This is a genomic window from Sporosarcina sp. FSL K6-1508 (assembly GCF_038007465.1).
Lineage (GTDB): Bacteria > Bacillota > Bacilli > Bacillales_A > Planococcaceae > Sporosarcina > Sporosarcina psychrophila_B.
Map to the genome: position 1 here is coordinate 981132 of NZ_JBBOXF010000001.1, position 25221 is coordinate 1006352.

The 25221-nt window shown below is 42.2% G+C and carries 22 protein-coding genes; 16 read left to right on the forward strand and 6 right to left on the reverse strand.

Going from position 1 to position 25221, the window contains the following annotated elements:
- Positions 1-90: 90 nt before the first annotated feature.
- Both MKZ11_RS04570 and MKZ11_RS04575 read left to right on the forward strand, forming a co-directional pair.
- Positions 91-1101 (forward strand): proline racemase family protein, encoded by a 1011-nt coding sequence (locus MKZ11_RS04570; protein ID WP_340792837.1) that lies wholly within the window; start codon positions 91-93, stop codon positions 1099-1101.
- 57 nt (positions 1102-1158) lie between these two features.
- The gene (locus tag MKZ11_RS04575; protein WP_340792838.1) at positions 1159-2130 is read left to right on the forward strand and encodes an ornithine cyclodeaminase family protein; all 972 of its coding nucleotides are present in this window, start codon (positions 1159-1161) and stop codon (positions 2128-2130) included.
- A 110-nt stretch (positions 2131-2240) separates the two neighbouring features.
- Here MKZ11_RS04575 and MKZ11_RS04580 read toward each other — a convergent pair whose 3' ends face one another.
- The 4 genes from MKZ11_RS04580 to MKZ11_RS04595 all read right to left on the reverse strand — a co-directional run bounded on the left by MKZ11_RS04580 (position 2241) and on the right by MKZ11_RS04595 (position 5876).
- Positions 2241-3467, reverse strand: coding sequence for an NAD(P)/FAD-dependent oxidoreductase (locus MKZ11_RS04580; RefSeq protein WP_340792839.1), 1227 nt, complete (start codon positions 3465-3467; stop codon positions 2241-2243).
- Positions 3460-3798, reverse strand: coding sequence for a (2Fe-2S)-binding protein (locus MKZ11_RS04585; protein WP_340792840.1), 339 nt, complete (start codon positions 3796-3798; stop codon positions 3460-3462). The genes MKZ11_RS04580 and MKZ11_RS04585 overlap by 8 nt, the downstream gene beginning before the upstream one ends.
- On the reverse strand, positions 3795-4049 hold the full coding sequence (locus tag MKZ11_RS04590) for a (2Fe-2S)-binding protein (RefSeq protein ID WP_340796913.1): 255 nt from the start codon (positions 4047-4049) through the stop codon (positions 3795-3797). Before MKZ11_RS04590 ends, MKZ11_RS04585 begins: the two co-directional genes overlap by 4 nt.
- A gap of 90 nt (positions 4050-4139) precedes the next feature.
- Positions 4140-5876, reverse strand: a complete 1737-nt coding sequence (locus tag MKZ11_RS04595) for a sigma-54 interaction domain-containing protein (RefSeq protein WP_340792841.1) — start codon at positions 5874-5876, stop codon at positions 4140-4142.
- 161 nt (positions 5877-6037) lie between these two features.
- On the opposite strand from MKZ11_RS04595, the gene MKZ11_RS04600 reads away from it, so the two are divergent.
- The 7 genes from MKZ11_RS04600 (at position 6038) to MKZ11_RS04630 (ending at position 13576) form a co-directional block, all read left to right on the forward strand.
- On the forward strand, positions 6038-7219 hold the full coding sequence (locus tag MKZ11_RS04600; RefSeq protein ID WP_340792842.1) for an NAD(P)/FAD-dependent oxidoreductase: 1182 nt from the start codon (positions 6038-6040) through the stop codon (positions 7217-7219).
- Entirely contained in the window at positions 7219-8259 is a 1041-nt protein-coding gene (locus MKZ11_RS04605; protein WP_340792843.1) for a proline racemase family protein, read from the forward strand. The genes MKZ11_RS04600 and MKZ11_RS04605 overlap by 1 nt, the downstream gene beginning before the upstream one ends.
- On the forward strand, positions 8260-9180 hold the full coding sequence (locus tag MKZ11_RS04610) for a proline racemase family protein (protein WP_340792844.1): 921 nt from the start codon (positions 8260-8262) through the stop codon (positions 9178-9180).
- Positions 9181-9257: 77 nt separating this feature from the next.
- On the forward strand, positions 9258-10700 hold the full coding sequence (nhaC, locus tag MKZ11_RS04615) for a Na+/H+ antiporter NhaC (RefSeq protein ID WP_340792845.1): 1443 nt from the start codon (positions 9258-9260) through the stop codon (positions 10698-10700).
- A 29-nt stretch (positions 10701-10729) separates the two neighbouring features.
- Complete coding sequence (gene dapA / locus MKZ11_RS04620; RefSeq protein ID WP_340792846.1) at positions 10730-11623, forward strand: 4-hydroxy-tetrahydrodipicolinate synthase; 894 nt, start codon at positions 10730-10732, stop codon at positions 11621-11623.
- A 20-nt stretch (positions 11624-11643) separates the two neighbouring features.
- Entirely contained in the window at positions 11644-13134 is a 1491-nt protein-coding gene (locus MKZ11_RS04625; RefSeq protein WP_340792847.1) for an aldehyde dehydrogenase family protein, read from the forward strand.
- A gap of 163 nt (positions 13135-13297) precedes the next feature.
- The gene (locus MKZ11_RS04630) at positions 13298-13576 is read left to right on the forward strand and encodes a hypothetical protein (protein ID WP_340792848.1); all 279 of its coding nucleotides are present in this window, start codon (positions 13298-13300) and stop codon (positions 13574-13576) included.
- Between the two features lie 68 nt (positions 13577-13644).
- On the opposite strand, the gene rpoN is transcribed toward MKZ11_RS04630, so the two are convergent.
- Both rpoN and MKZ11_RS04640 read right to left on the reverse strand, forming a co-directional pair.
- The gene (gene rpoN / locus MKZ11_RS04635) at positions 13645-14958 is read right to left on the reverse strand and encodes an RNA polymerase factor sigma-54 (RefSeq protein ID WP_340792849.1); all 1314 of its coding nucleotides are present in this window, start codon (positions 14956-14958) and stop codon (positions 13645-13647) included.
- Between the two features lie 208 nt (positions 14959-15166).
- Positions 15167-16270: a M24 family metallopeptidase gene (locus tag MKZ11_RS04640; RefSeq protein WP_340792850.1), complete on the reverse strand. Its 1104-nt coding sequence runs from the start codon at positions 16268-16270 to the stop codon at positions 15167-15169.
- Positions 16271-16698: 428 nt separating this feature from the next.
- On the opposite strand from MKZ11_RS04640, the gene MKZ11_RS04645 reads away from it, so the two are divergent.
- The 7 genes from MKZ11_RS04645 (at position 16699) to MKZ11_RS04675 (ending at position 25123) form a co-directional block, all read left to right on the forward strand.
- A complete protein-coding gene (locus MKZ11_RS04645) occupies positions 16699-18363 on the forward strand; it encodes a peptide ABC transporter substrate-binding protein (RefSeq protein ID WP_340792851.1) in 1665 nt (554 codons plus the stop codon).
- Between the two features lie 107 nt (positions 18364-18470).
- The gene (opp3b, locus tag MKZ11_RS04650) at positions 18471-19409 is read left to right on the forward strand and encodes an oligopeptide ABC transporter permease (protein ID WP_340792852.1); all 939 of its coding nucleotides are present in this window, start codon (positions 18471-18473) and stop codon (positions 19407-19409) included.
- Entirely contained in the window at positions 19396-20412 is a 1017-nt protein-coding gene (opp3C, locus tag MKZ11_RS04655) for an oligopeptide ABC transporter permease (protein ID WP_340792853.1), read from the forward strand. Before opp3b ends, opp3C begins: the two co-directional genes overlap by 14 nt.
- Positions 20413-20423: 11 nt before the next feature.
- Positions 20424-22406 (forward strand): ABC transporter ATP-binding protein, encoded by a 1983-nt coding sequence (locus MKZ11_RS04660; RefSeq protein ID WP_340792854.1) that lies wholly within the window; start codon positions 20424-20426, stop codon positions 22404-22406.
- A 23-nt stretch (positions 22407-22429) separates the two neighbouring features.
- On the forward strand, positions 22430-22783 hold the full coding sequence (locus MKZ11_RS04665; protein ID WP_340792855.1) for a DUF3899 domain-containing protein: 354 nt from the start codon (positions 22430-22432) through the stop codon (positions 22781-22783).
- 48 nt (positions 22784-22831) lie between these two features.
- The gene (locus MKZ11_RS04670) at positions 22832-23908 is read left to right on the forward strand and encodes a M24 family metallopeptidase (protein ID WP_340792856.1); all 1077 of its coding nucleotides are present in this window, start codon (positions 22832-22834) and stop codon (positions 23906-23908) included.
- A 144-nt stretch (positions 23909-24052) separates the two neighbouring features.
- On the forward strand, positions 24053-25123 hold the full coding sequence (locus MKZ11_RS04675; protein ID WP_340792857.1) for a M24 family metallopeptidase: 1071 nt from the start codon (positions 24053-24055) through the stop codon (positions 25121-25123).
- Positions 25124-25221: the final 98 nt, after the last annotated feature.

Genomic DNA, 25221 nt, shown 5'->3' on the forward strand with positions numbered 1-25221 from the left:
AGATTAACATTATTGAAGTGTGATTTCAATTGTAGTGTAATAACACTTCAAATAGTAACTAATTTTATATAGAAATGAGGAGATATATTAATGATAACCAATCACTTATATTCAACTGTCGATGTCCATGTTGCGGGCGAACCTTTACGAATCATTACAGATGGACTGCCGGAAATAAAAGGCGATACCCAGCTTGAAAGACGGGCCTATTGCATGGAGCATCTCGATTATATCAGAGAATTGCTAATGCTAGAACCGCGGGGACATCACGGGATGTATGGATGTATCATTACGCCGCCAGCAAGTGCTCATGCAGATTTCGGTGTCCTGTTTATGCACAATGAAGGTTGGAGTACGATGTGCGGTCATGGAATCGTCGGAGTCATTACGATGGGGATCGAAACGGGCAGATTTAAAGTGACGGAGGAGAATCGGAAGTTTGTGATCGATAGCCCTGCAGGAGAAATAACTGCTTATGCGAAATGCAACGGTTCAATTGTAGAATCGGTTTCTTTTGAAAACGTTCCATCATTTGTTTTGAATAAAGATGTACCAGTGAGCATCGATGGTTATCAGTTCACTGTTGATATCGCATTTGGAGGTGCTTTCTATGCGGTTGCTCAGAGTAAAGACATTGACTTAAAAGTGAGTAAAAAAGATTTATCAGCGCTACAAAAATGGGGAACAAAAATTAAACTCTTCATTGAAGAAAAGTTAGAAGTTGTCCATCCGGAAGAAAGCGGTCTACATGGCATATACGGGGTTATCTTTTCGGACAATCCTGTCAGCAAAGATGCAGATTTACGCAATGTCACCATTTTTGCAGATGAACAAGTCGATCGATCACCATGCGGGACAGGGACTTGTGCAAGACTTGCAACGCTCTATGAGAACGGCGCATTGGGTGAAAATGGAAGATTCGTCCATGAAAGCATTACTGACGGACAATTCATCGGTGAGATTTTGTCAATAAATGAAGTAGGTGGGCATAAAGCGGTCATCCCGAAAGTCACTGGAGAAGCATTCGTGACAGGCCTTCATCAATTCTTAGTAGACCCGCGTGATACATTGCCAAGAGGATTTTTACTGGAAGAGATTTGAACATTCGATTGAAAAAGTCATATCTTTTGAGTGAATTCAGTACTGGAGGTAAGAGACATGTTGATTTTAAGTGCAAAAGACCAAAAAAAATTAGCGGATATGAATGAGGTGATGGAATGTGCTGAACTTGCCTTGAAAGAGTTTTCCGCCTTTAAAACGCAAACGCCGATACGACTTTCCCTCCCTTTTGGTGAGGAAAACACAGGTTTAGTTATGCCTTCTGTTGCAGAAGGGTTAAAAACAATGGGTCTTAAATATGTGACGGTCGTTCCAAACAATAAGGAAAATGAAAAGATGATACAAGGGGTCGTTCTACTTTCCGATATTGAGACAGGAAAGCCACTCGCCTTGCTAGAGGGTTCTTATCTGACCCTTATTCGAACGGGGGCTTTATCAGGAGTTGCAACCAAATACTTTGCCCGTGAAGACGCAAAGACGTTAGGCATTATCGGAACCGGCGAGCAGGCAAAGGGGCTTTGCGAAGCTGTTGTGGCGGCAAGAGACATTGAAGAAATCTTTGTTTTTAATCGTAGTGAAGGAAAAGCAAAAGAATTTGCACAATACATTGGCGAGAAATTCGGCCTTAGAGTCACAGTCTGTATGGATTCGAATGAGGTTGTCCGTAATGCGGATGTCTTAGTAACTGCAACGGGTTCGACAACACCGGTTTTTACAGAAGCGTTGAAACCTGGAACGCATGTTAATGCGGTTGGATCATTCCGCCCATCGATGCAGGAGTTACCATCACATGCAATCAGCTCAGCGACAAAAGTCATCGTTGAGGCGGAGGATGCTGCTTTGGAAGAAACGGGTGATTTGCTAGTGCCTATCCAAGAAGGAGTATTTTCTGAATCGGGTATTCATGCAGAATTGGGAAAAGTGGTTAGCGGTGAACGTCCAGGTAGAGAAAATGACGAGGAAATAACTGTTTTCAAATCTGTTGGCCTTGCGATAGCTGATATCGTCGTTGCAAAATACTTATACGATAAGGCGATGGCGACCAAAGCCGGGGTCACGGTTGAATTATGACATAAGCGAAGTGCATTAGTTATTGAGATTATAATAAATTATGGAACCAAAATAGCTGCCGTGGAAGTCGTAATACTGACTTCCACGGCAGCTATCTTAAAATGCTCTGTTTAGCTATGCACTTCTACTTTAGCTTTATTGACATGCTCCTCCCAATACTGTTGGAGTTTCTGTTTGCCTTCTTTTACAGAAGGATGAAATTGTATAAATGCATTGTCTCGTGTGTGTTCAATCATTTTGATGGATTCTTTGATTTCAGATTCCTGTTTGCCGCCGCTGATGTTGTTGGTAATCGCAAGCCCCGCCGTAACCCCTTGACTTATCGCCACTTTAGCTCCTTCGACACCAGTGATGTTTCCAGCAACATATAGTCCGTCCAATGCTGTTTCCAATCGATCGTTATGAAGTGGCACGTAACCGCCCAATTCTTCGATGAAATAGAACGGACAGCCAGCAACCGCCGCCAACTCTGCCAAAGGGTACAAGCCGCCCGCGATACAAACGAAGTCGGCACTGATTTTTTCTTCTGTCCCGGGAATCACTTTGCCTGCCGCGTTAATGGTAGCTAGAGTAACCCCTTCGACTGCGTTGTCACCATAGATATTGATGACGGCTTTTCGTAACATGATTGGAATATCCCACATTTTCACGCCGTTTTTCGGAAAGAAAGTGATGCCCATTTTTTTCATGAACTCATTCTTCATAAGTTTGCTCCCGAATTTGATGAAGGCTGAGGGTGCCATATGGGAAACATGCAACAATGAATTCATTACATCCATTGGGTTACCGGATTCTTTCGTAACTTGATTCATTTTCGGTAACGTGATGCATGCAACGTCTATATCAGCTAGTTTCAATTCCATTGCGATTGCGGATGACAGCACATTCACGCCAATAATGACACCACGATTGCCGGGCTTGACCCTATGTACATTCGTCATGACTTGGGCAGCTCCGACAGACATGACACCCGGTAGTGTCCAGCCCGGTATTGGCAACGGTACCTCAGCTGCTCCGGTTGCAAGCAATAGATGCGAAGTATAGTATGTTTCCTCTTCTGTATAAATGACCCATGAATTATCCAGTTTCTCAATATTGGATACCGAGGCACCTAATCGAATTTGTACGCCAAGAGCGATTGCTTTGTCATGCAGGTTCTTGGATTCTTTCATACCATTCCACCACGTTCCATTCGCTTCTTCGTATAGCTGGCCTAACAAGCGTCCGCCCGCAAGCATATATTCATCAAGAACAAGAACTTCGGAACCATTTTCCGCGATGGTGATTGCGGCAGATAAACCCGCGGGTCCTGCTCCGATAATAATGACTTTACTCATTTTCCGACCTCCAGTCTCTAACCGATGTCAGGAGTTTTTCGCCACTCGATACAGTCATGCCATCCTGAATAGGCGTTAGACAGGCTCTTATGCCTTGTTGTCCGTTAACAGTGACACGGCATTCGAAACAATGGCCGATATTACAATAAATTCCACGAGGTGTGCCATTTTCCTCGTGAACACGCAATGTACGGACATCATTCGCCAAAAGGGCAGCAGCTAATGATTCGTTTCTCAATCCCCGAAATATGGAGTTGTTGAAAGTGAAGGAAACAATATCCGTGTCGTCTACTTTATCCAATACTGGATGGTTAATAATTCTCCTCGTCATTTTGTAATATCCCCCAAACTGCCGAAACTTACTGGTCTGATAGGCGGTTGATATTTCAATGTGATTTGTGCAACGTCTCTTTCGGTTGAAGAATGTGCAATGCTGTCAACCATCGTGCGGCAAGTTCTTCCACCGCAATAGCCCATGCCGGCACGGGTCCGAAGTTTCAGTTCCCTTGCTGAACAATTATAGTTTTCAGCTGTTTCTTTTAATTCGCCATAAGTTACTTCTTCGCATCGACAAATGATCATTTCATTTTCTGACAAGTAAATCACCCCATACTTAAACTTTGTGAATATACATACTTAACTATATGCAAGAATGTAGCCAAGTCTGGAGTTTTATAATTTAATGCCTAATTTATTCATACGATTATAAAGGGTTGCTCTGGTAATTTCTAAATTTTTAGCGCAAAGAAGTTTATTTCCATCGGCTTTACCCAGTTCCTTTAGGATAATGTCTTTCTCGTAAATTTTTAATTGTTCATTTAAAGAAAGTTTTTCATCACTGGCAGGTTGATAGGCTTGAGGTACATCATTATCCGCAGCCGTTGATTGTGGAATTCTTTCCATATCGACTGGAAGATCATCGATTCTTATTTCTCCATTTTCGGAAAACGCAACTAGCCGCTCGATGACGTTCTTTAGCTCGCGGATGTTTCCTGGCCATGAGTGTTGGAGCAGTGACTGCATGACGGCTTGCGAGATACCGTGGATGGGCCGGTTATACTTTACCGATAATTCATAGAGGAAGTAATGGGTCAACTCAATAATATCTTCTAGGCGTTCGCGCAACGGTGGAACTTTGAAATTGACAACATTTAAACGGTAATATAGGTCTTCCCGGAACTTACCTTCATTAATGAGTTCTTTCAAGTCTCGATTGGTTGCCGCCACAACTCGGAAATCCACTTCCAGCTCCTTCGTGCCGCCGACAGTGTAGAACTTTTTTTCTTGCAGGAGTCTCAGTATCTTCACTTGCATGTCCATTGGCATTTCACCAATTTCATCCAAAAATAATGTACCGTTCTTTGCAAGCTCCACTTTCCCCTTTTTCCCTTTTTGATTTGCTCCTGAGAAAGCTCCTTTTTCGTAGCCGAAAATTTCACTTTCAAACAGTCCACTTGGAATGGCGCCACAATTGATGGCGACGAAAGGTGCGCTTTCAGGCTCGCGCAAGTTGTGGATCGCTTTTGCGAACAGTTCTTTACCGACACCGCTCTCTCCGTAGATGAGTACTCCGGCATTTGTTGTAGCCGCTTTGCTGGCAATTTCCAACGTTTTCTTCAGTGCAGGGCTGTTACCTTTTATATAGGAAAAAGGATTGACGGAAGGCGATGTCTTTCTAACTTCTTCTTCCAGGCTGAACAACTTTTCAGAAGTCATATAGAGCTCATTATTCAATAAAATCTGGCTGGTTATATCTGTCTCGGAAACGACCGCCCCAATTATCTCTTCGTTGAAATAGATAGGATTGGAATTGATCATGACGACGAGATTCTTCCGGGCGTGGTGCTGGCTGTGGTAAAGGGAAGTTCCGTCTCTTAAAGTATTTAGTATTTCCAATCTTTCGGTATTGAAAAATTTGGTGATGGGTTGACCGATGATGTCCTTTTCTTTTACGGAAAATATTTTTTCTGCCCCTTTTGTCCAATAAAGGACATTGGCTTCGTCGTCTATCACTGTGCACGACTCATCGATGGTTTGTAAGATGGTGTTTAAATATGCTTGAGCACGTCGATATTCGTTCAATAAGTATTTAGAAAACACTTCATACGTCAAAAATCCCAAATATTCATTGGAATCATTACTGATAAGTGCAATGTCGGTAGCCCCAAGCTCGTTAAAAACTTCTTCTGATGTGCTGCTAACTGATAAGACTTTGCATGGGGTGTAAATGATTTCATTTGAAGATTCAACAAATTTGACACATTGCGGACCATCGGCCGTTAAAAGGAATACCTTTTTAGGTATTTCTTTTGCAATCCGTTTCGCTAACAAAGCCTCGTCTTTCATTGATTCCACTAGTGTAAACTCTTTTTCTATCAACTTATTGAGTAGTTTTTGCGAAAAGTTCATTTTATTAGCCACCTCGACTGTCAAAATATTTGAACTGTATAAATAAGTTTACACTAATTATCGGAATGTTCAATAGAGATTGATAATACATGTGGGTTTTGATGTTTGGCACGCGACTTGCAATAGATATATGTGAACAATCAAGCGAGAGGGGGGTTATTGTGGGAAATACTCAACATCGAGACGTTGTCGTCATCGGAGGAGGGATTATGGGCGCAGCAATTGCCTATTACGGTTCGAAAGCCGGTTTGGATGTTACCGTCCTTGAAAAGAAGGAGTTGGCGAGCGGAACCTCCTCCAGATGTGATGGAAATATACTGGCGATTGACAAAGATCCCGGTTTTGATAGTCAAATGTCCGTGAAGAGTCAGCAACTCGTCCATGAGTTGGATAAAGAACTTGAGGTTTCGTTTGAATACCGCAACCCTGGAAGTATTTTAGTATGTGAGAACGATGCTGAAATGGAAGCGGCGAGTGAGTGGGTCAGAAGACAGCAAGAAGCGGGATTGGATTTCAAAATGCTAGATCGTGAAGACTTGCGCAATGAGTCCAACTACTTTGCGGATGATTTGTACGGGGGATTGGAATGTAAAACGGATTCAACCGTAAATCCGTACATGATGACGTATTCAATGTTTCATAGTGCTGAAAAAAAAGGTGCGAAAATACATACGAATACAGAAGTGAAAAATGTGACGCGAAATGAGGGAGGTCAGTTTTTCATCGAAACGGATAATGGTACGTATACCGCCAATATAGTAGTCAATGCCGGTGGTGTATGGGCACCGAAACTCGGTGAGATGGTGGGCTTGGATATACCAATCATTCCAAGGAAAGGTCAGCTGATTGTCGCTTCACGGCAACAGCCTGTCGGGCTGAGGAAGGTTATGGAGTTCGGTTACCTTATTTCGAAATTCGGCGGTGAAAGAACGGTCGATCCGATGACGGAGAAATATGGCGTTGCACTCGTGTTCGAGCCTACCGAAAGTCAAAACTTCTTAATCGGCAGCAGCCGGCAATTCACAGGTTTTGATACGCGGGTCGATCATGAAGTGACAAAATACATTGCCAAACGTGCGATGCGCTTCTATCCAAAAATCGCGGATATGACCGTTATCCGGACTTATGCTGGATTGCGGCCGTGGACGGAAGATCACTTGCCGATCATTTCCCGCGTGGAGCATATCCCAGGGTATTTCATCGCCGCGGGTCACGAAGGGGATGGAATCAGTCTCGCTGCCGTGACAGGCAAACTGATTGAAGAAATGATTAATGAAAAAGAAACATGTATCCCAATAGAGCCATTGCAACTCAGCCGTTTTAGAGAAAGGGTGACTATTTGATGAATTACCAGCGACTGTTCACAACAATTGATACGCACACGGGCGGAAACCCAACAAGGACACTGATTAGTGGACTGCCTCCTTTGAAAGGGAATACTATGTCTGAAAAGATGTTGTATATGGAAGAAAACTATGACTGGATCAGAAAGTTCCTGATGAATGAACCACGGGGACACGGTGTTATGTCAGGTGCATTATGGACAGAACCTTGCCATCCAGATGCAGACGTCGGAGTCATTTATATTGAAACGGGCGGTTATTTGCCAATGTGCGGACACGATACAATCGGTTTCTGTACAGCGCTTGTTGAAGCGGGACTGATTGAGGTTCGTGAGCCCTTTACGAACATCAAGATAGATACACCTGCAGGACTTATCGAGGTGGAAATCAAAGTCGTCAACGGAAAAGCTGAAGAAGTGACGTTCGCCAATGTGCCAGCATTTTTACTTAAATCAATTGAAATTGACGTAGAGGGTATCGGTAATGTGGAATGTGATATCGCGTATGGAGGGAATTTCTATGGCATTATCGATGCGCGCAAGCTTAAACTGCCATTGGTTGAAAACAATGCAACAACAATCATCAATCAAGCAATCGACATCCGCAATGCCATCAATGCAACTGAAGAAGTAATTCATCCCGAGTTTCCGTTTATCACTGGATTGACGCATATCGAATTCTTTACAGACCCGGTTCATCCGGATGCAGATGTCAAAAATACGGTTATCGTTCCGCCCGGGGGGATTGATCGCTCCCCTTGCGGGACAGGAACATCCGCGAAACTTGCGACGCTGTATAAGAATAAACAGATCGGCATGCATGAACTGTTCGTTCATGAGAGCATCGTCGGTACGTTGTTCAAAGCGAAAGTGCTTGAAGAAACAAAAGTGAAAGAGCTGGATGCAGTGATAACGGAAGTGACAGGCTCTGCTTGGATTATGGGGACACACCGTTTCTTCTACAATGAAAAAGATCCGCTGCGCGAAGGATTCCTGCTTATTCCACCAATGGAACATGTGCCAGTGAAAGAGGGTGTATAAATGAACTTTGAAAAAATGTACAGCACAATCGATACGCATGTAGCGGGAGAGGCATTCAGAATCGTTGTCCAATCACCGATCAGGCTTCACGGAGAGGACGTGCAAGCAAATCACGATGAGTTGAAAAATAACTTTACAAATGAAAAGAGTTTATTGTTGAACGAACCGCGTGGACACCGCGGAATGCATGGATGCGTAGTTGCCCCATCCCAAACCGCGGATTTTTCGTTGTTATTCTTCAATCACGTAGATGTCAGCAACTTCAAATATGAAGGACTGCTCGCGACGGTAACAGCGTTGATTGAAACTGGGAATTTGAATAAGTCGACAGATGGGTTTTACAAAGTGGAGACAGTGAACGGCATTTATTCTGTGAAAGCGCGCGGTGAAAACCAGGAAGTGACTTCCGTTTCCATCGAAAGTGAAGCCTGTTCCGAAATCAATACCAATTCGGAATTCGTTTCAATAAGTGTTGACAATGCACGCAACTACTTGCTTTACACACTGCCCGATAGCATTCCCGGCATTGAATTGGAACATCTGGCAAAATTGAACCGCTGGGGCTTGGAACAGACGACGAAATTGAATGGCGATAACATCGATTACGCAGGAGTTATAGTGATTGAATCAGTGCCATCTACGCCTGATAAAATCCGATCGGTAACATTTGAAAAAGACGGCTATATCCTACGATCGCCGGGAATTGATAGTACGTTTGCCATTCTTACATCGTTGGCGAACAAAGAAGACGACCGATCCAAAATTGAAAATGAAAGTATTTTTGGAAGTTCATTGACAGCAAAAAAACTTTCGGAGGATGCCCTTCGATTCTCCGTTGAAATAGAAGCGTTTGTCACGGGGGCGCATGAATTCATCTTTGACCAGGACGATCCATTGAAGGATGGATTCTTATTGGTATAAGAAATAATTAAGTTTGTTTGGAAGATTTGTATAAACTGTTCGTAAAATGACTCGGGAAATTAGTAAGGGGGGATAGTATGGAAACAGAAAAAAGATTGCCTAATTTGGCCGAAACACTGTTTGTTTTAATCGGTTTTGGATTGATTATGATTTTATTTATCATCAAGTTTGAGATTTCAATCCACTTGGCCTTGTTGACGACATGGTTCTTGATCATGCTCGTTGGATTGAAAATCGGTTATAACTACATGGAAATGCAGAGAGGAATTTTGAAAGGAATCAATGACGGTCTGGAAGCGGTGCTCGTTTTACTTTCAGTCGGTGCGTTGATTGGGACTTGGATAGCGGGTGGAGTTGTACCGTCCATCATTTACTATGGACTTGCCATTATTGAACCGAACATTTTTTTAATGGCAGCGTTCATCATTTGTACGGTTACTTCGATTGCGACCGGGACCTCTTTCGGTTCGGCAGGAACAGCAGGAATCGCAATGATGGCAATCGGGGCAAGCTTCGGGTTTCCACTCCCACTTGTTGCAGGTGCGGTCATTTCGGGCTGTTATGTAGGGGATAAGCTATCGCCGTTATCCGATACAACGGTTATGACTGCTTCACTATCTAAAGTCGACTTGATTGATCATATCAAATCGATGCTGACAGTCAGCATCCCGGCTTGGTTGATTGCAGCCGTCCTGTTTTTAGTGACAGGATTCTTCTATAACGGTAGCGGAGATTTAAGTGCAGCAACGTCAACAATGGCATCTTTACGAGAGTACTTCAGTATCAGCTGGTATATGCTGATCCCTGCAGTTGTCGTTATCATTTTACTGGCGTTCAGAATGCCATCAATTCCAGTTATTTTATTCGGCGCTTTTTTAGGGACAATCTGGGCGTTCTTATTCCAGGGCGCAACGTTTTTGCAGGCATTCAACATCATGTATGCAGGAAACTCAATCACGTCGGGCGTTCCGTTCATCGACAATCTGTTAAACCGCGGTGGCATCGTGTTCATGCTTGACGTTATTGCCTTAATCATCTTTGCACTTGGTGTAGGGGGCTTGATGGAAAGGATTGGTGTATTACGTGCTGTTGGTAACTATTTATCGAAATGGGCAAACAATCCAGGTAGAACAACAGTTTCTACGCTTCTTGCAGGATTTCTTGGAAATTTATTTGGCGGCGCATATGTCTCAATCATCACGGCCAGTAAAATAACCGGAGACAACTACGATCGCCAGAACATTGATCGTCGGGTACTTTCAAGAAACACGGAAGCCGGCGGAACAGTTACGACACCGATGGTACCGTGGTCTGACGGTGGAGTATTCATGGCTACGGCACTAGGAGTTTCGACTTTGAGTTACTTACCATTCTTATGGTTCAACTTCTTAGTCATCATTATTTCGGTCATTTACGGGTATACGAATAAATTCATTTGGTATACGAAGCCAAAGACAGCTGTACCTGAATCAATTGAAGAAATAAGTGAACCCGTCGTAGGAGATTTAAAGTTATCTTAAAAAAACACAAAACTTAGGAGGAATTTATTATGGTAAAACTTGAAGGGGTATTCCCAGTACTAATTACACCAATGATCAATGAAAGGGAAATCGATTGGGAAGGATTCAAAAATAACATCGAGCATTTCATCAATGCGGGTGTGACAGGTCTTACAATTAACGGCAGTACGGGCGAATTCGTCAGCTTGACAAGGGAAGAGCGCTATAAAGCAGTTGAAGTAGCAGTTGCACAAGTCAACGGTCGAATTCCATTGATAGTTGGTACGGCGGCCGAAACGACAGCAGATGCGATTGAATTTACACAACAGGCTGAACAGGCTGGTGCGGACGCTTCATTGCTGATCAACTCGTATTATTCACACCCGAAAGAGAACGAAATCTATGAACACTTCAAGGCTGTTGCAGAATCTGTTAAATTCCCGGTGATGATTTACAATAACCCATTTACATCGGGCGTCGACATTAGCACGGAAACGATTCTAAAAGTCGGACGTGACGTTGAAAACATTACGCATATTAAAGAATCAAGCGGTGGCATCGGCAAAGCGCGTGATATTGCCCGACAGGGCGCAGGTTTCATTAAAGTATTCTGCGGATCTGAGGACCTTGCAATCGAATCGCTACTTGTCGGTGCAACGGGATGGATTTCTGTATCGGGGAACATTGCACCACGCCTTGTGACGGACATGTACAACCATGTTCAAAATAATGAATTGGACCAGGCTTGGGCACTTTATGATAGACTTCTGCCGCTTTGCGAATTCCTTGAAGGGTCCGGAAAATACGTTCAAATCGTTAAAAGAGCAATGGATCTGCAAGGGTTAGCGGGCGGACCATGCCGCAGACCGAGACTTCCGCTTAACGAAGAGGAAGAAGCGAAATTGAAAGAACTTCTACAAAGCTTGGAAACGGTCACTAACTAAGAAGTGGAGGTGGAAAACGAATGGAAGCAACAGACTATAAACTGAAACCAAAAGTGCAGGAATTTTTGCAAGGCGTCAAAGGGCTTTATATTGACGGGGAATATGTACCAGCAATTAGCGGGAAAACATTCGATGTCATTAATCCGGCGACCGAAGAAGTGATCGTGCAAGTAAGTGAAGCGCAAGCAGAAGATGTTGATATAGCGGTTGCCGCTGCGAGAAAAGCGTTTGATGAAGGTGAATGGACGAAGATGGAGACAGCTGAACGTTCTCATCTTATCTATAAGTTTGCAGATTTATTGGAAGAACACCGTGAAGAGCTTGCGCAACTGGAAGCACTGGATAACGGCAAGCCTTATGCAGTAGCGCTAGCAGATGATGTGGATGGCACGGTTCAGCATTTCAGATACTACGCGGGCTGGGCGACGAAAATGGTCGGACAAACAATCCCTGTGTCCAAGGATTACTTGAATTACACCGTACACGAAGCTGTTGGTGTTGTTGGACAAATTATTCCTTGGAACTTCCCGCTAGCGATGGCTGCTTGGAAGCTCGGCTCGGCACTTGCGGTCGGCTGTACGGTCGTCATCAAGCCTGCAAGTGAAACGCCACTATCTCTTCTATATGTGGCAAAGCTATTCAAAGATGCCGGATTCCCTAACGGTGTTGTCAACGTTATACCTGGCGCCGGTCGAGTTGCCGGAGATGCGATTGTTGGGCATAAGGATGTGGATAAAGTTGCATTTACGGGCTCAACGGCTGTCGGAAAAGGCATTATGCGAAAAGCGGCTGATCAGCTCAAAGGCGTTACCCTTGAGCTTGGCGGAAAATCGCCGAGCATCATCCTGGAAGATGCCGACCTTGAAGAAGCCATTGAAGGGGCATTTAACGGCACGATGTATAACCATGGACAAAACTGTAGCGCTTGTACACGCGTCTTCGTTCACCGGTCGCATTATGACCGCGTAGTGAATGAGTTAGTCGAACGTGCAAATGCGCTGAAGCTCGGACCTGGCATGGATTCGGAAACGGAAATGGGTCCACTCGTTTCAGCAAAACAGCAACAGACGGTTCTCGACTATATCGAAAAAGGAAAAGCGGAAGGTGCACGTCTTGTCGCAGGTGGCAGCAAAGCGTTCGATAAAGGTTACTATGTGCAACCGACAATTTTTGCAGATGTAGAAGATGACATGACGATTGCGCGAGAGGAAATCTTCGGACCTGTCCTATCCATTTTTGTTTTTGATACGGTGGAAGAAGTGATCCGACGTGCCAATGATAGTATCTATGGGCTTGCAGCGAGCGTCTGGACAGAAAATATCAAAACGGGCCATTATGTTGCAAAGAAATTGCAAGCAGGGACGGTCTGGATCAACGACTTTGGTATCGAAATAGAGACAATGCCGTTTGGCGGCTACAAACAATCCGGTATTGGCCGTGAAATGGGCGGAGAATACGGTTTGGCAAATTATACAGAAGTGAAAAGTGTATTTGTAAACATCAAACAATAATTGTTTTAAGTTCAAGAATGGTTAAAATGGCCGTGGATTTTAAATCCATGGCCATTTTTCATCATCGGTATAGTGGTTTGTTTTTTCTGATAAATGTGTCAATGGCGTACGTATATCGGATATAATGTAAGAAATAAATATCTTTTCAAAAAGGAGCATAACTATGGAACTATTTGATTTTCTGGCATTGATGGTAAGCGCTATCATTCTTACTTTACTATTCATGGTAATTGGTGAAAAAGTAATTTCGATGACTTTCCGGAATAACATAACGCCGTTTTTCAAAATAGTGGGTTCGCTTGTTTTTGCGATTGTCATTCTCACAGCATTGATGTATGGATTGGGGAAAATTACCGGAATCTATGCATGTTTATTAAGTGGAACTATTATCCTTTATAATAAATACTGGCTTGGTCACTTTTTAGCAGAAAAAGAAAAATAGTTTGAATGAGTAGGAGGAACGGAGATGACTGCATCTTTCCATTCCTCTTTTTTTTGTACGATACATTTCTATACTTGAATATCCTTGCGTTTGCTAGAAGGAGGGATTCGCAGTTCTTCCCTGTATTTGCTGATTGTCCGTCTTGAGATTGTAATTCCTTTTTCGGTATTGAAGTATTCCGCTATCTTTTGATCTGAATACGGTTTGAATTTATTTTCTTGCGCGATGAAACTTTCTAATAGTTTTTTCACCTTCGTTTGGGAAATGACATTTCCATCTGCAGTATCAAGCTTCGAGGTGAATAACAACCGCAGGTCAAAGGTGCCGAATGGAGTCTGGATCACTTTGTTTGTCGTTGCCCGGCTAACTGTCGATTCATGCATGTCAATTTCATCGGCAACCTCTTTGAGTGTCAGAGGTTTCAATGAACGGAATCCGTTTTTGAAAAAGTCTTCCTGTTTTTCCAAGAGGACATGCACAATTTTAATAATAGTATTTCGACGCTGTTCAATGCTGCTGAGAAGCCATTGATAATTTTTATATTGCGTATTGATATATTTTGATGCATCATTTTTTGCGTGGAGATACTGTGAATAGTCTTTGTTCAACTGAATAGCCGGTAAATAACCGTCATTCAAATGGAATGTGAATTCATCATCCTTCCACTCGATGATGATATCGGGAGTCAAATACTCTGTTGAACAATCAGAAATTAAGGAGCAAGGTCTTGGATTAAGCGTCTGGATAAAATCGAAAAGGTCTTTCACTTCGTTCATTTTGATGTTCATTTTTGAAGCGATTTCATTCCATTTACGATCGGCAATCAGGTTCAAATGATATTCCACTAAACAGGCAGCCAATTTGTTTTCAGGATAGTTGTACGTGATTTGCAGGAGCAGACATTCTTTTAAGTTCCTGGCACCTATCCCGATTGGGCCTAGTTGTTGAAGGAGGAGAATTCCTTTTTCGATATCATCTTCTTCAAATGCCAAATGGCCATTTGAATGGCTATCACTGATTTGTAAATAGCCATTATCGTCGAGATTGTAAAGAAGATACTTTATCAGTTTTTGCGTATGGTCATCCGGATACATGAATTTTGCCTGTTCGAGTAATTCATCCCGCATATTTTTATCATTACTTCGGACCGCGTTCATGGGCATCTCGGAACTGCCGAAAGAGGAGGATTGCCGATGCAAACGTTCTTCATGGACCGGTTTCTCTTCTTTTTCCTTTAGTTTGATAAGTGGATTTTCCAGCTCTTGCTCCCTGATATATTGTTCGAGTTCATGGGTGGAATATTGGAGTAGTTCAATAGCTTGCCTTAATTCAAAAGTCATTAATAGATTCAGTTCCTGCCGTTGCTGGAGTCCAAGCTCCATAATGATTCCTCCTTTTAAAGCTGATAAAGAATGAATGCGCTTTCATGAGTATAGTTCTTATTATAGCATATAAATCTTTGAACTTCGACATGGAATATGAATATTCGGACTATATAAAATAGGGATAAAAAACCTTGAACGTGTAAGTAGCGACTTTTAGTTAAAGTCATCCCGTTACACATACAAGGTCATGTTTGAAATGAGTTACTTACAGGATTTGGAGCTGTTTCGGGAACGAAGACAATACTTCGGCATTCCCATCTTCATTGATATAGACAATGTCTTCGATACGGACTCCGCCCACATCCGGGATATATATACCGGGCTCGATTGTAAAGACAAGGCCCGCCTCTGCAATCTGTTCATTGTTTTCATGAATGGAAGGTTCTTCGTGCACTTCAATCCCCAAGCCGTGCCCGACCCGGTTATTGAAATACTCCCCGAAGCCACTATTATTGATGACATTTCTCGCTTCGATATCGAATGTTTTCACTGGTACTCCCGCTTGTATGGCATTGATACCAGCTTCATTGGACCGCAGAACGATGTCGTAAATTTCTTTTTGTTTTTCCGAAGCTTCGCCGATAATGAAAGTCCTCGTGATATCAGAACAATAACCGTCTTTGATAACTCCGAAATCAATCAGCAGATAATCTCCTTTTTGAATTTTACGTTCACCGGGAGAGCCGTGCGGTAACGCTGCTTTTTCACCGGTTAGCACAATAGTCGAAAAAGAAGGACCATCTGCGCCGAATTTCCTCATCAGAAACTCCAATTCCCCTGTGAATTCAGATTCAGACATACCGATTTTTACTTTCTTGATGCCTTCCTTCAAAACCTTTTCAATGATTTCGATAGCCGTCCTTAATTTTTCGATTTCTTCTTTCGATTTCCTCATTCTTTGTTTGTTTATGAATGGCTGTATATCTGCGACTTGTACACCCGGAAAAAACTCTAGCAGGGTATTGTACTGAAAATAACTCAGCGCCTTAGCTTCAATACCAACTGTTTTCGAAAGCTCACCAACCGATTCACGAACAACCTCGAAAGGTACTTGCTCGTCTGAAATCGGAATGATTGTTGGAATGTCAGATTCCTGCAAAGCGGCATCTTTGTCCAAAGCTGGCACGAACAAATTGGTTTCATTAGCTTGCATGTCAATAAACAAAGACATGAATCTTTCATGGGGATCTGAGTTGAACCCAGTATAATAATAAACATTTGCCGGCGAAGTAATCATAGCTGCGCCGATATTATTCTTAGTGAGATGCTCTTTCAAAAGCGATCGTCTTGCCTCATATATAGTAGCCAAAATGGAACCCTCCTAAGGTGGTATTACTAATGATTATGCAAGAAGGATGCCATCTTAGCAAGAAGAGAGGAAGCGGCAGTTTATTTCGCTAGATGCCATTAAAACGAAAAGTTTAATAAATACTGGCATTAAAATTGCATAATACTTTATACCAGATAATTAAAGGGGGGAGCTATTGATCTTACTTTATTACAGTTATATTCAAATTTCAGGAGGACAATACCACGTAGAGTAGACGGAGTAATTTAAAATACGTAAGTGCTAGATGGTCTACTAGACGAATAAGTGTAAAAAATAGTTTACGGTTCAAATGTTTTTGATAGGAAATTCAATAAAGTTAGACAGTTATTCAACCAGACCTCAATTAGCTGTAAAGCAATTTGGACACGTACAGAATAATAAACGACATTAAATGGGGGAGAAAAAAGATGACAAAGAAAGCCGCATGGTTCTTTACGTTGATTTTTGCAAGTCTAGTGTTACTGGCAGGGTGTTATGGCGGGGAAAAGGTTGAAGAAACCGAGAAAGATGACAATCCCAAGGGTGAAGAGAAAGTGGAGAAGAGCGTTCTCCACTTGGCTGTAGCGGGAGAAATTCCAACACTTAAATCTAACGGTGCATTGGATGGATTATCGCAAACAATGATGCAGAATATTTTCGAAGGTCTCTTCAGAATAGATGCAAATGATGAAATTATTGAAGGAATCGTAGATACGTATGACGTAAGTGACGACGGATTGAAATATACGTTCCACTTAAGGGAAGATGCATTTTGGAGCAATGGTGATCCAACGACAGCAACTGACTTCATCTATGCTTGGAAAAAAGCATTACATCCAGATTCAATCTCTCCGCATGCTTACTTAATGGAGGCGGTGAAAGGCGCTGCAAATATTCAAGACCCTGACCATGAAATGTACGGGGAAGTAGATGAACTCGGTGTGACAGCGCCGGACGATTTCACATTGGAAGTGGAAATGGAAAATGCCGTACCTTATTTTACCGAACTTCTGTCAAATCCTGTTTTCTATCCGCAGAACGAAAAGTTCTCGAAGGAGCAAAAAGATAAATACGCGCTTGAACCGGAAAACCTTGTCTTCAATGGTCCATTCACATTGGATTCGTGGGAACATGATCAAAAATGGACGTTGAAAAAGAACCCCGAATACTGGAATGCAGATGATGTGAAAATTGATGAAATCAATTTCAAAGTTGCAAAAGACACCTCGACTGAAGTGAATCTTTATGAAACGGATACCATCGATGTTGCCAATTTATCATCGGAGTTTGTTGATGTTTACAAGGACCACGAGGAATATACGACTTCATTGAAATCCGAAGTTTACTTCTTACGTATGAATCAGAAAAACGAATACTTAAGTAATGCCAATATCCGTAAAGCGATTGACATGGGCTGGGATAAAGAGCAGGCGGCAGATGCCATCCTGAAAAATGGCTCAAAAGCTGCTTACTGGTTAGTATTCCCGGGGTTTGTACAATCGCCGGACGGAGAAGAGTTCAGGGAGCGCTTTGGCGATTTGAACAAGGGGACGCCTGAAGAAGCGAAAGAGCTTTGGGATAAAGGCCTAGCAGAACTTGGTGTAACAGAAATAAAACTGGATTTACTTAGCTATGACGACGGTCAAAGAAAATCCGTAGCTGAGTATATGAAAAACCAATTGGAAAAAAATCTTCCGGGCTTAAAAATTACAATCAATCAACAGCCGAACAAACAAAAACTGGCATTGGAAGATGCATTGAATTATGACTTGTCACATTCAGGCTGGAGAAATGATGTCGCGGATCCGGTCGAGTTTCTATCTGTGTTCCTATCAGACGGTGCATATAACTGGCAGGCATTTAAAAATGATCAGTTCGACAAAAACGTGAAGAAGGCAATGGTTGATTTCACGGATATCGACAGACGTTTTGCTGAACTACAAGAAGCCGAAGAAATTCTAATCGGACAAGAGGCTGCAATTTCACCAATGTATCAGGCAGGATCTGCACGACTTATTAAACCTTACGTAAAAGGATTTACTGCACATGCGAATTCTACGTATTCTTACCAATGGGTGTCAATGGATAACTAATTAATCATAATGCAATCTGCATATTGTATCTCACCAAAGTGGAAGTCTGCTTTGGAGGGATACAGCGAATTTATTGTTAATACATCACGATATAGGCGGTGACTTGCGTGAGAAATTACATTGCTAGCAGAATTGGGTATATGTTGTTCACCTTTCTAATAATTGTTACGTTTACATTTTTTTTAATGCAAACGTTGCCGGGTTCGCCTTTTAATGATGAACGTTTATCATCGGCGCAAAAAGAAGTATTAAATGAAAGATACGGGTTAAATGAACCGTTGTCCGTTCAGTATTTTAAATACCTTGCCAACATTACGAAAGGTGATTTTGGAGTCTCCTTTCAATTTGATGGTAGATCGGTCACCAGTATTATAGGTGAAAGAATAGGTGTATCGGCGATATTGGGAGCGCAGTCTTTAATTGTGGGGACGATAATCGGACTCTTTTTAGGAATTATTGCCGCTTTGAGGCACAATACATTCATTGATTATGGGGCCATGGTCGTAGCGGTTCTGGGGCTGTCGATTCCAAACTTTGTATTGGCAGGACTTCTTCAGTATTGGGTAGGTGTACGCTTGCAATGGTTACCAGTTGCGTTTTGGGAAGGGTTTGAGTACTCCATCCTTCCGACAATTGCACTTGCTGCATTTGTTGTTGCTACTATGGCCCGCTTTATGCGAACTGAAATGCTAGATGTACTGGGGAATGAATACATTACAACTGCGAGAGCGAAGGGGGTCAGTGAATATACTGTTGTCATGAAGCATGGTTTGCGTAATGCGATGATACCGATTATTACGATTTTAGGTCCGTTAACCGTAGCGTTAATGACTGGAACGTTAGTAGTCGAAAAAATATTCAGTGTTCCTGGCCTAGGAGAGCAATTCGTCAAGTCAATTTTAACCAATGACTATCCTGTCATTATGGGTGTGACACTATTTTATAGCTTGTTGTTTATTATCGTTATCCTTATTGTGGATCTGTTGTACGGCGTCATTGATCCAAGAATCCGGCTTTCAGGAGGTGGACAGCGTGAAGGTAAATGAATTTGAATTAGCCGATGACCTATTTGAAGAGGCGGGGCAAAAGTTAACAGAGAACAAAAGTGTGAATCGCCCATCATCGACTTTTCTGAAAGACTCATGGGTAAGGCTACGAAAGAATAAAGGCGCGTTTATAGGGTTAATTCTCATCGTGCTGATCATCTTCCTTGCTGCTTTCGGACCTTTCATGAATTCGCATGGCTTTGACGAACAAGATCTAACGAGAACGAATATGCCGCCCAAAGTGCCGGTGTTGGAAAATATACCGTTCTTGGGTGTGAGCGGTGTAGATATCCGTGGAACGGATCAATACGCAGTAAAAGGAGTATCTGAGTACTACTGGTTCGGGACCGATGATTTAGGGCGGGATTTATGGACGCGTATCTGGCAAGGGACAAGAATCTCCCTATATATCGCGTTTTTAGCAGCTGCACTGGACTTGGTAATTGGCGTAGCGTACGGCAGTATTTCTGCGTATTATGGCGGTCGGATTGACAATGTGATGCAGCGTATCATCGAAGTTTTGATGGGTATTCCCAATTTGATTGTCGTCATCCTATTGATCCTGATATTGAAGCCGGGCATTCTTTCAATCACGTTGGCAATGGTTATTACAGGATGGGTAAGTATGGCGAGAATCGTGCGGGGACAAGTATTGAAATTGAAGGGGCAGGAATTCGTCCTTGCCTCCAGAACGTTAGGGGCAAACGATAAAAGGCTCATTTGGGGGCATCTTATTCCTAACTCATTAGGACCGATCATCATTACAACAATGTTTACGATTCCGACTGCAATTTTTACCGAAGCTTTTCTAAGTTTTATCGGTTTAGGACTTCAACCGCCAATCGCTTCACTTGGGATGATTGTAAATGATGGTTTTAAGATGCTAAAAATATATCCACATATGCTTATGTTTTCTTCTATCATTATCAGTTTAATAATGATCAGTTTTAACTTGCTTGGTGATGGTCTTCGGGACTCGTTTGATCCGAAAATGAAGAAATAGAGGTGAATATAATGGGGAAAATCTTATCAGTAGATGATTTACATATCTCTTTTGACACATACGATGGGGAAGTACAAGCTGTTCGGGGGGTTACGTTCGATTTATATAAAGGTGAAACGCTAGCCGTCGTCGGTGAATCGGGATCAGGGAAGTCTGTGATGTCGAAAAGCATCATGGGGTTGATACCGAAACCGACAGGAAGAATCGTCAAAGGAAATATTATGTACCAAGATAAGGACATTACGAAATTTTCGAATAAAGAATTGAGGGGCATCCGTGGATCTGATATATCCATAATATTTCAAGATCCGATGACGTCACTGAATCCGACAATGACTGTTAGTAATCAAATTATTGAAGGGATTCTTGCCCATCAAAAAATCACGAAAAAAGAAGCGGAAAAAAAAGCGGTTGAACTGCTTGAGTTAGTCGGAATCACAAATGCCGTAGAACGGGTGAAACAATACCCGCACCAATTTTCCGGTGGAATGCAACAGCGTGTAGTCATTGCGATGGCACTTGCCTGCAACCCTGGAATATTAATAGCGGATGAACCGACAACAGCGCTCGATGTTACTGTTCAGGCACAAGTGCTTGAATTGCTGAGAGATATCCAGAAGAAAATGGGTACATCTATTATATTCATCACACATGACTTGGGTGTTGTTGCAAATATTGCTGATCGGGTTGCTGTTATGTATGCAGGAAGAGTAGTGGAAATCGGGAAAACGGAAGAGGTTTTCTATAATCCACAACATCCTTATACAAAAGGGTTATTGGCTGCGATGCCTGATTTGACGATAGATCAAGAGGAATTGCGAACAATCCCGGGTTCTCCACCCAATTTGTTGCATCCTCCTACCGGGGACGCTTTCGCTTTACGCAATGAACATGCATTGAAAATTGATTTCCTTCATGATCCACCGATGTTCAAAGTAACTGAAACTCATTCTGCCGCAACGTGGTTATTGCATGGAAAAGCCTCAAAAGTTGCGAAGAAAATGGAAGAAAAGCAACAAGCGAAAATAATCAAAAGCGAAAAAGTATCTGGCAAAGAAATTGGAAAGGAGAAATTACTCGAAGTTAAAGGTTTGAAGCAGCACTTTATGGGCGGTAAAAATTCGATTATTAAAGCAGTCGATGGTATTTCTTTTGATATATATAAAGGCGAGACGTTTGGTCTTGTTGGAGAGTCTGGATGCGGTAAGTCGACAACGGGAAGAACACTAATTCGTTTATATGACGCAACAGCAGGCGAAGTCTACTTTAATGGCGTCGACATTCATAAGAAAAATAAATTGAACTTGAACAAAGATATTCAAATGATTTTTCAGGACCCGTATTCATCACTGAATCCAAGATGGACCGTGGCTGATATTATAGCCGAGGGAATGGATATACACGGGCTATATACATCGAAAACTGAGCGAATGGAAAAGGTTTATGAACTATTAAATACTGTCGGTCTTTCCGAAGAGCATTCAAATCGGTACCCGCACGAGTTTAGTGGAGGTCAAAGACAGCGCATAGGTATAGCGCGGGCTCTTGCTGTAGATCCGGAATTTATCATTGCAGATGAGCCGATCTCAGCATTGGATGTCTCAATTCAAGCACAAATTACGAACTTGTTGAAGAAACTTCAAAAAGAGAAGAACCTTACGTATTTATTTATCGCTCATGATCTGTCGATGGTGAAGTATATCAGCGACCGGGTCGGTGTCATGTACCAGGGGAAACTGGTTGAAGTGGCTGAGAGCAATGAGCTATATGACAATCCGTTACATCCTTACACCAAGTCATTGTTATCCGCCATTCCTGTTCCGGATCCTAAAGTTGAGAAAAGAAGAAAGAGGATTCACAAAGGCAAATGGGCTATCGACTCTGAAGATTGCATACTGAGGGAGATTACAGAGGGACACTGGGTTGCATGTTCTAAGGATGAAGTCGATTCATATAGAACGAAATCAGAAGCTACTGCTCTTTTAGTTTACTAAATTACCATGAAGGACTGTTGAAGATGGAAAAAAAGTCAGTCATTACTTTTAGTAGTGTTAGTTTGCTGGCATTGGCATTTCTACTACTGGATGTAAGTTTTGTCTTGTGGGATATTTTTTTTCTCATCGGATTAGTGATATTTATGCTGGGCGGCGTATTTTTATTGCTGGAAAAGGGGGTATTTGACTTCTTTTTTTACAGCTTTAAAAAATTCTTGAAGACATCCTCGAAAGTGGAGGAATATGTATCAGAAGTGAATGGTCAAGATGAATTTGCAGCGTCTTCAGCTAAGAAAGCTACGTTTCCACGCTACATTCTGTTCACGGGAATAACAATCATAGTCATCACAACGGTTTTTCCGGTATATCTCTTATAAAAAGTAATGAATGTTTCAAAACATTAAATAGGATATGGGGGGAAAAGAGTGAATAGATTAGTGAAGCTTCAACAACAATTTGACGAATTATCCATTGATGGGTTAATGATTAACGGTGACTGGAACCGACGATACGTAACTGGTTTTACAGGAAGTAACGGTATTGTACTTATTACGAAAAATGACGTTACACTCATAACGGATTACCGCTATTTTGAACAAGCGAAAAGTCAGACTGGCTTAAGTGTGGTCTTGCATGCAGAGCACACGGGTCATAAGCATAAAATCTACGATGAAGCAGCGAAGCAAATCAAAAAGATGGGCATAAAACGTCTTGGTTTTGAACAGCAGCATCTAAGTTTCGGAAACTATGCAAAATTGGATGGGCTAATCGATTGTGAAATGATACCTACTTATGATGTAGTGGAAAATCTGCGTATGGTCAAGTCGCTTGAAGAAATCGAAAACATCCGAACATCCTCTAAAATTACTGATGATGCATTCGTTCATATATTGGATTTCATTCGTCCAGGACTGACAGAGTTGAAAGTCGCAGGAGAATTGGAAAGTTTCATCAAAAAAAACGGTGGAATCACTTCAACGTTCAGTCCGATTGTAGCATCCGGGAAGCGGGCATCGTTGCCACATGGCAGGGCAAGTGACAAAGTCATTGAAAAAGGCGATATGATCACCATCGATTTCGGAACAAACTACAATGGCTACTGGTCTGATATTTCCCGTGTTGTGGCGATGGGTGAACCGAATGAAAAAATGATGGAAGTGCAGCAAGTCGTTCTTCGGGCTTTCACCAACTGTGCAACCAATCTAAAATCAGGGCTGACGGACCGTGAAGTGGATAAATATATGAGGGATGTCCTAATCGAAGCCGACTACAACCAATTCTCGGGAACAGGTACGGGTCATGGAATTGGCCTTGAAGTACACGAAAAGCCACTATTCTCCGTAGACTCGGAAAAAATCTTGTTACCAGGGATGGTCATTACGATTGAGCCTGGAATCTATTTACCCGAGATAGGCGGGGCGCGCATTGAAGACATGCTACTGGTTACGGAAGAGGGCTGCGAAGTATTGTCGCCATCTTCAAAGGAATTGGTTATTCTTTAAAAAATTTCAATAAGAAGGCTGCTGATGCGCAGGTTTTATTTAGGCATCGGCAGCCTTTTTGAAGACAATGACTAGTTGGCATCAAAGTTGCAATGCAATATACGTGCTAGAAAATACCGTTGAAAATTAAGAGGAGTGGTTTAGGTGGATAAAATTAATCAGATTAGAAGTTTATTTAAAGAGTTTGGAATAGATGGGCTGCTCGTTACCGATGAATTGAATCGCCGCTATTTAACAGAGTTTACGGGTAGTGCGGGTGTTGTCTTGATTACCCAAAACGAAGCTTTATTCTTAACGGACTTTCGCTATGACAAGCAGGCGAGGGAACAAATTAATGGCTATGAAATAAATATTCACCAGTCATCCCGATTGTTATTGGAAAGCATTGTGCAAAATGTTAACAAGCTCGGTATTAAAAACTTGGGATTTGAAGCGGGAGATATGAATTTTAATTTTTATACACAACTTGCAAATGTAATGGATGAAAATCTCGTTCCAACAACTAAAATTGTGGAAAAGCTTAGATTGGTCAAGACTGAAATAGAAGTTGAAAAGATTAGGGAGGCCGCGAAAATTGGAGATGCCGCGTTCAATCATATTCAAAGTATCATCCGGCCTGGCATAACAGAGTTGGACGTTGCCATTGAGTTGGAACACTTCATGAAGAAAAAGGGGGCAAGCGGAAATTCATCACATTCACTTATTGTCGCTTCCGGTCACCGAGGAGCATTGCCACATGGAGTTGCAAGTGACAAAGTGATTGAGTCAGGGGATATGGTGACGCTTGACTACGGGGCATTGTATGAAGGATACAGATCAGACATGACGAGAACGCTTGCAGTCGGAATACCCGATTCAAAACTGGTCGAAATGTATACGATTGTTCATGATGCACTGCAACTGACACTGGAGACGATCAAAGCGGGAATGTCAGCAAATGAAATAGACGCTATCGCAAGGGATTATATAGCAGGAAAAGGATATGGCCAATATTTTGGACACGGCCTTGGACATGGAATCGGTCTCGATATACACGAGGATCCTTTCTTCTCGAATATTTCAACGGAAGAACTTCTTCCGGGCATGATTGTCACGATTGAACCGGGTATCTATATTCCAGAACTGGGCGGCGTTCGAATTGAAGATGACATCTTTGTAAAAGAAAATGGGATTGAGATTTTGACGTTGTCTCCTAAACAATTGATTACGTTGTGAAGGGATTACTGGTGTAAATGTTAATAGACACCAGAATTGTAGTATTCAAATTATTTAGACACCATTATATTCGGTGAATGAAAAGTTGAAATTGAAAA

Excerpts from the sequence above, each read along its gene's own strand:
- MKZ11_RS04570 (WP_340792837.1), top strand. The coding sequence starts at position 91 with ATGATAACCAATCACTTATATTCAACTGTCGATGTCCATGTTGCGGGC.
- MKZ11_RS04575 (WP_340792838.1), top strand. The coding sequence starts at position 1,159 with ATGTTGATTTTAAGTGCAAAAGACCAAAAAAAATTAGCGGATATGAAT.
- MKZ11_RS04580 (WP_340792839.1), bottom strand. The coding sequence starts at position 3,467 with ATGAGTAAAGTCATTATTATCGGAGCAGGACCCGCGGGTTTATCTGCC.
- MKZ11_RS04585 (WP_340792840.1), bottom strand. The coding sequence starts at position 3,798 with ATGACGAGGAGAATTATTAACCATCCAGTATTGGATAAAGTAGACGAC.
- MKZ11_RS04590 (WP_340796913.1), bottom strand. The coding sequence starts at position 4,049 with ATGATCATTTGTCGATGCGAAGAAGTAACTTATGGCGAATTAAAAGAA.
- MKZ11_RS04595 (WP_340792841.1), bottom strand. The coding sequence starts at position 5,876 with ATGAACTTTTCGCAAAAACTACTCAATAAGTTGATAGAAAAAGAGTTT.
- MKZ11_RS04605 (WP_340792843.1), top strand. The coding sequence starts at position 7,219 with ATGAATTACCAGCGACTGTTCACAACAATTGATACGCACACGGGCGGA.
- MKZ11_RS04610 (WP_340792844.1), top strand. The coding sequence starts at position 8,260 with ATGAACTTTGAAAAAATGTACAGCACAATCGATACGCATGTAGCGGGA.
- nhaC (WP_340792845.1), top strand. The coding sequence starts at position 9,258 with ATGGAAACAGAAAAAAGATTGCCTAATTTGGCCGAAACACTGTTTGTT.
- dapA (WP_340792846.1), top strand. The coding sequence starts at position 10,730 with ATGGTAAAACTTGAAGGGGTATTCCCAGTACTAATTACACCAATGATC.
- MKZ11_RS04625 (WP_340792847.1), top strand. The coding sequence starts at position 11,644 with ATGGAAGCAACAGACTATAAACTGAAACCAAAAGTGCAGGAATTTTTG.
- MKZ11_RS04630 (WP_340792848.1), top strand. The coding sequence starts at position 13,298 with ATGGAACTATTTGATTTTCTGGCATTGATGGTAAGCGCTATCATTCTT.
- rpoN (WP_340792849.1), bottom strand. The coding sequence starts at position 14,958 with ATGGAGCTTGGACTCCAGCAACGGCAGGAACTGAATCTATTAATGACT.
- MKZ11_RS04645 (WP_340792851.1), top strand. The coding sequence starts at position 16,699 with ATGACAAAGAAAGCCGCATGGTTCTTTACGTTGATTTTTGCAAGTCTA.
- MKZ11_RS04660 (WP_340792854.1), top strand. The coding sequence starts at position 20,424 with ATGGGGAAAATCTTATCAGTAGATGATTTACATATCTCTTTTGACACA.
- MKZ11_RS04665 (WP_340792855.1), top strand. The coding sequence starts at position 22,430 with ATGGAAAAAAAGTCAGTCATTACTTTTAGTAGTGTTAGTTTGCTGGCA.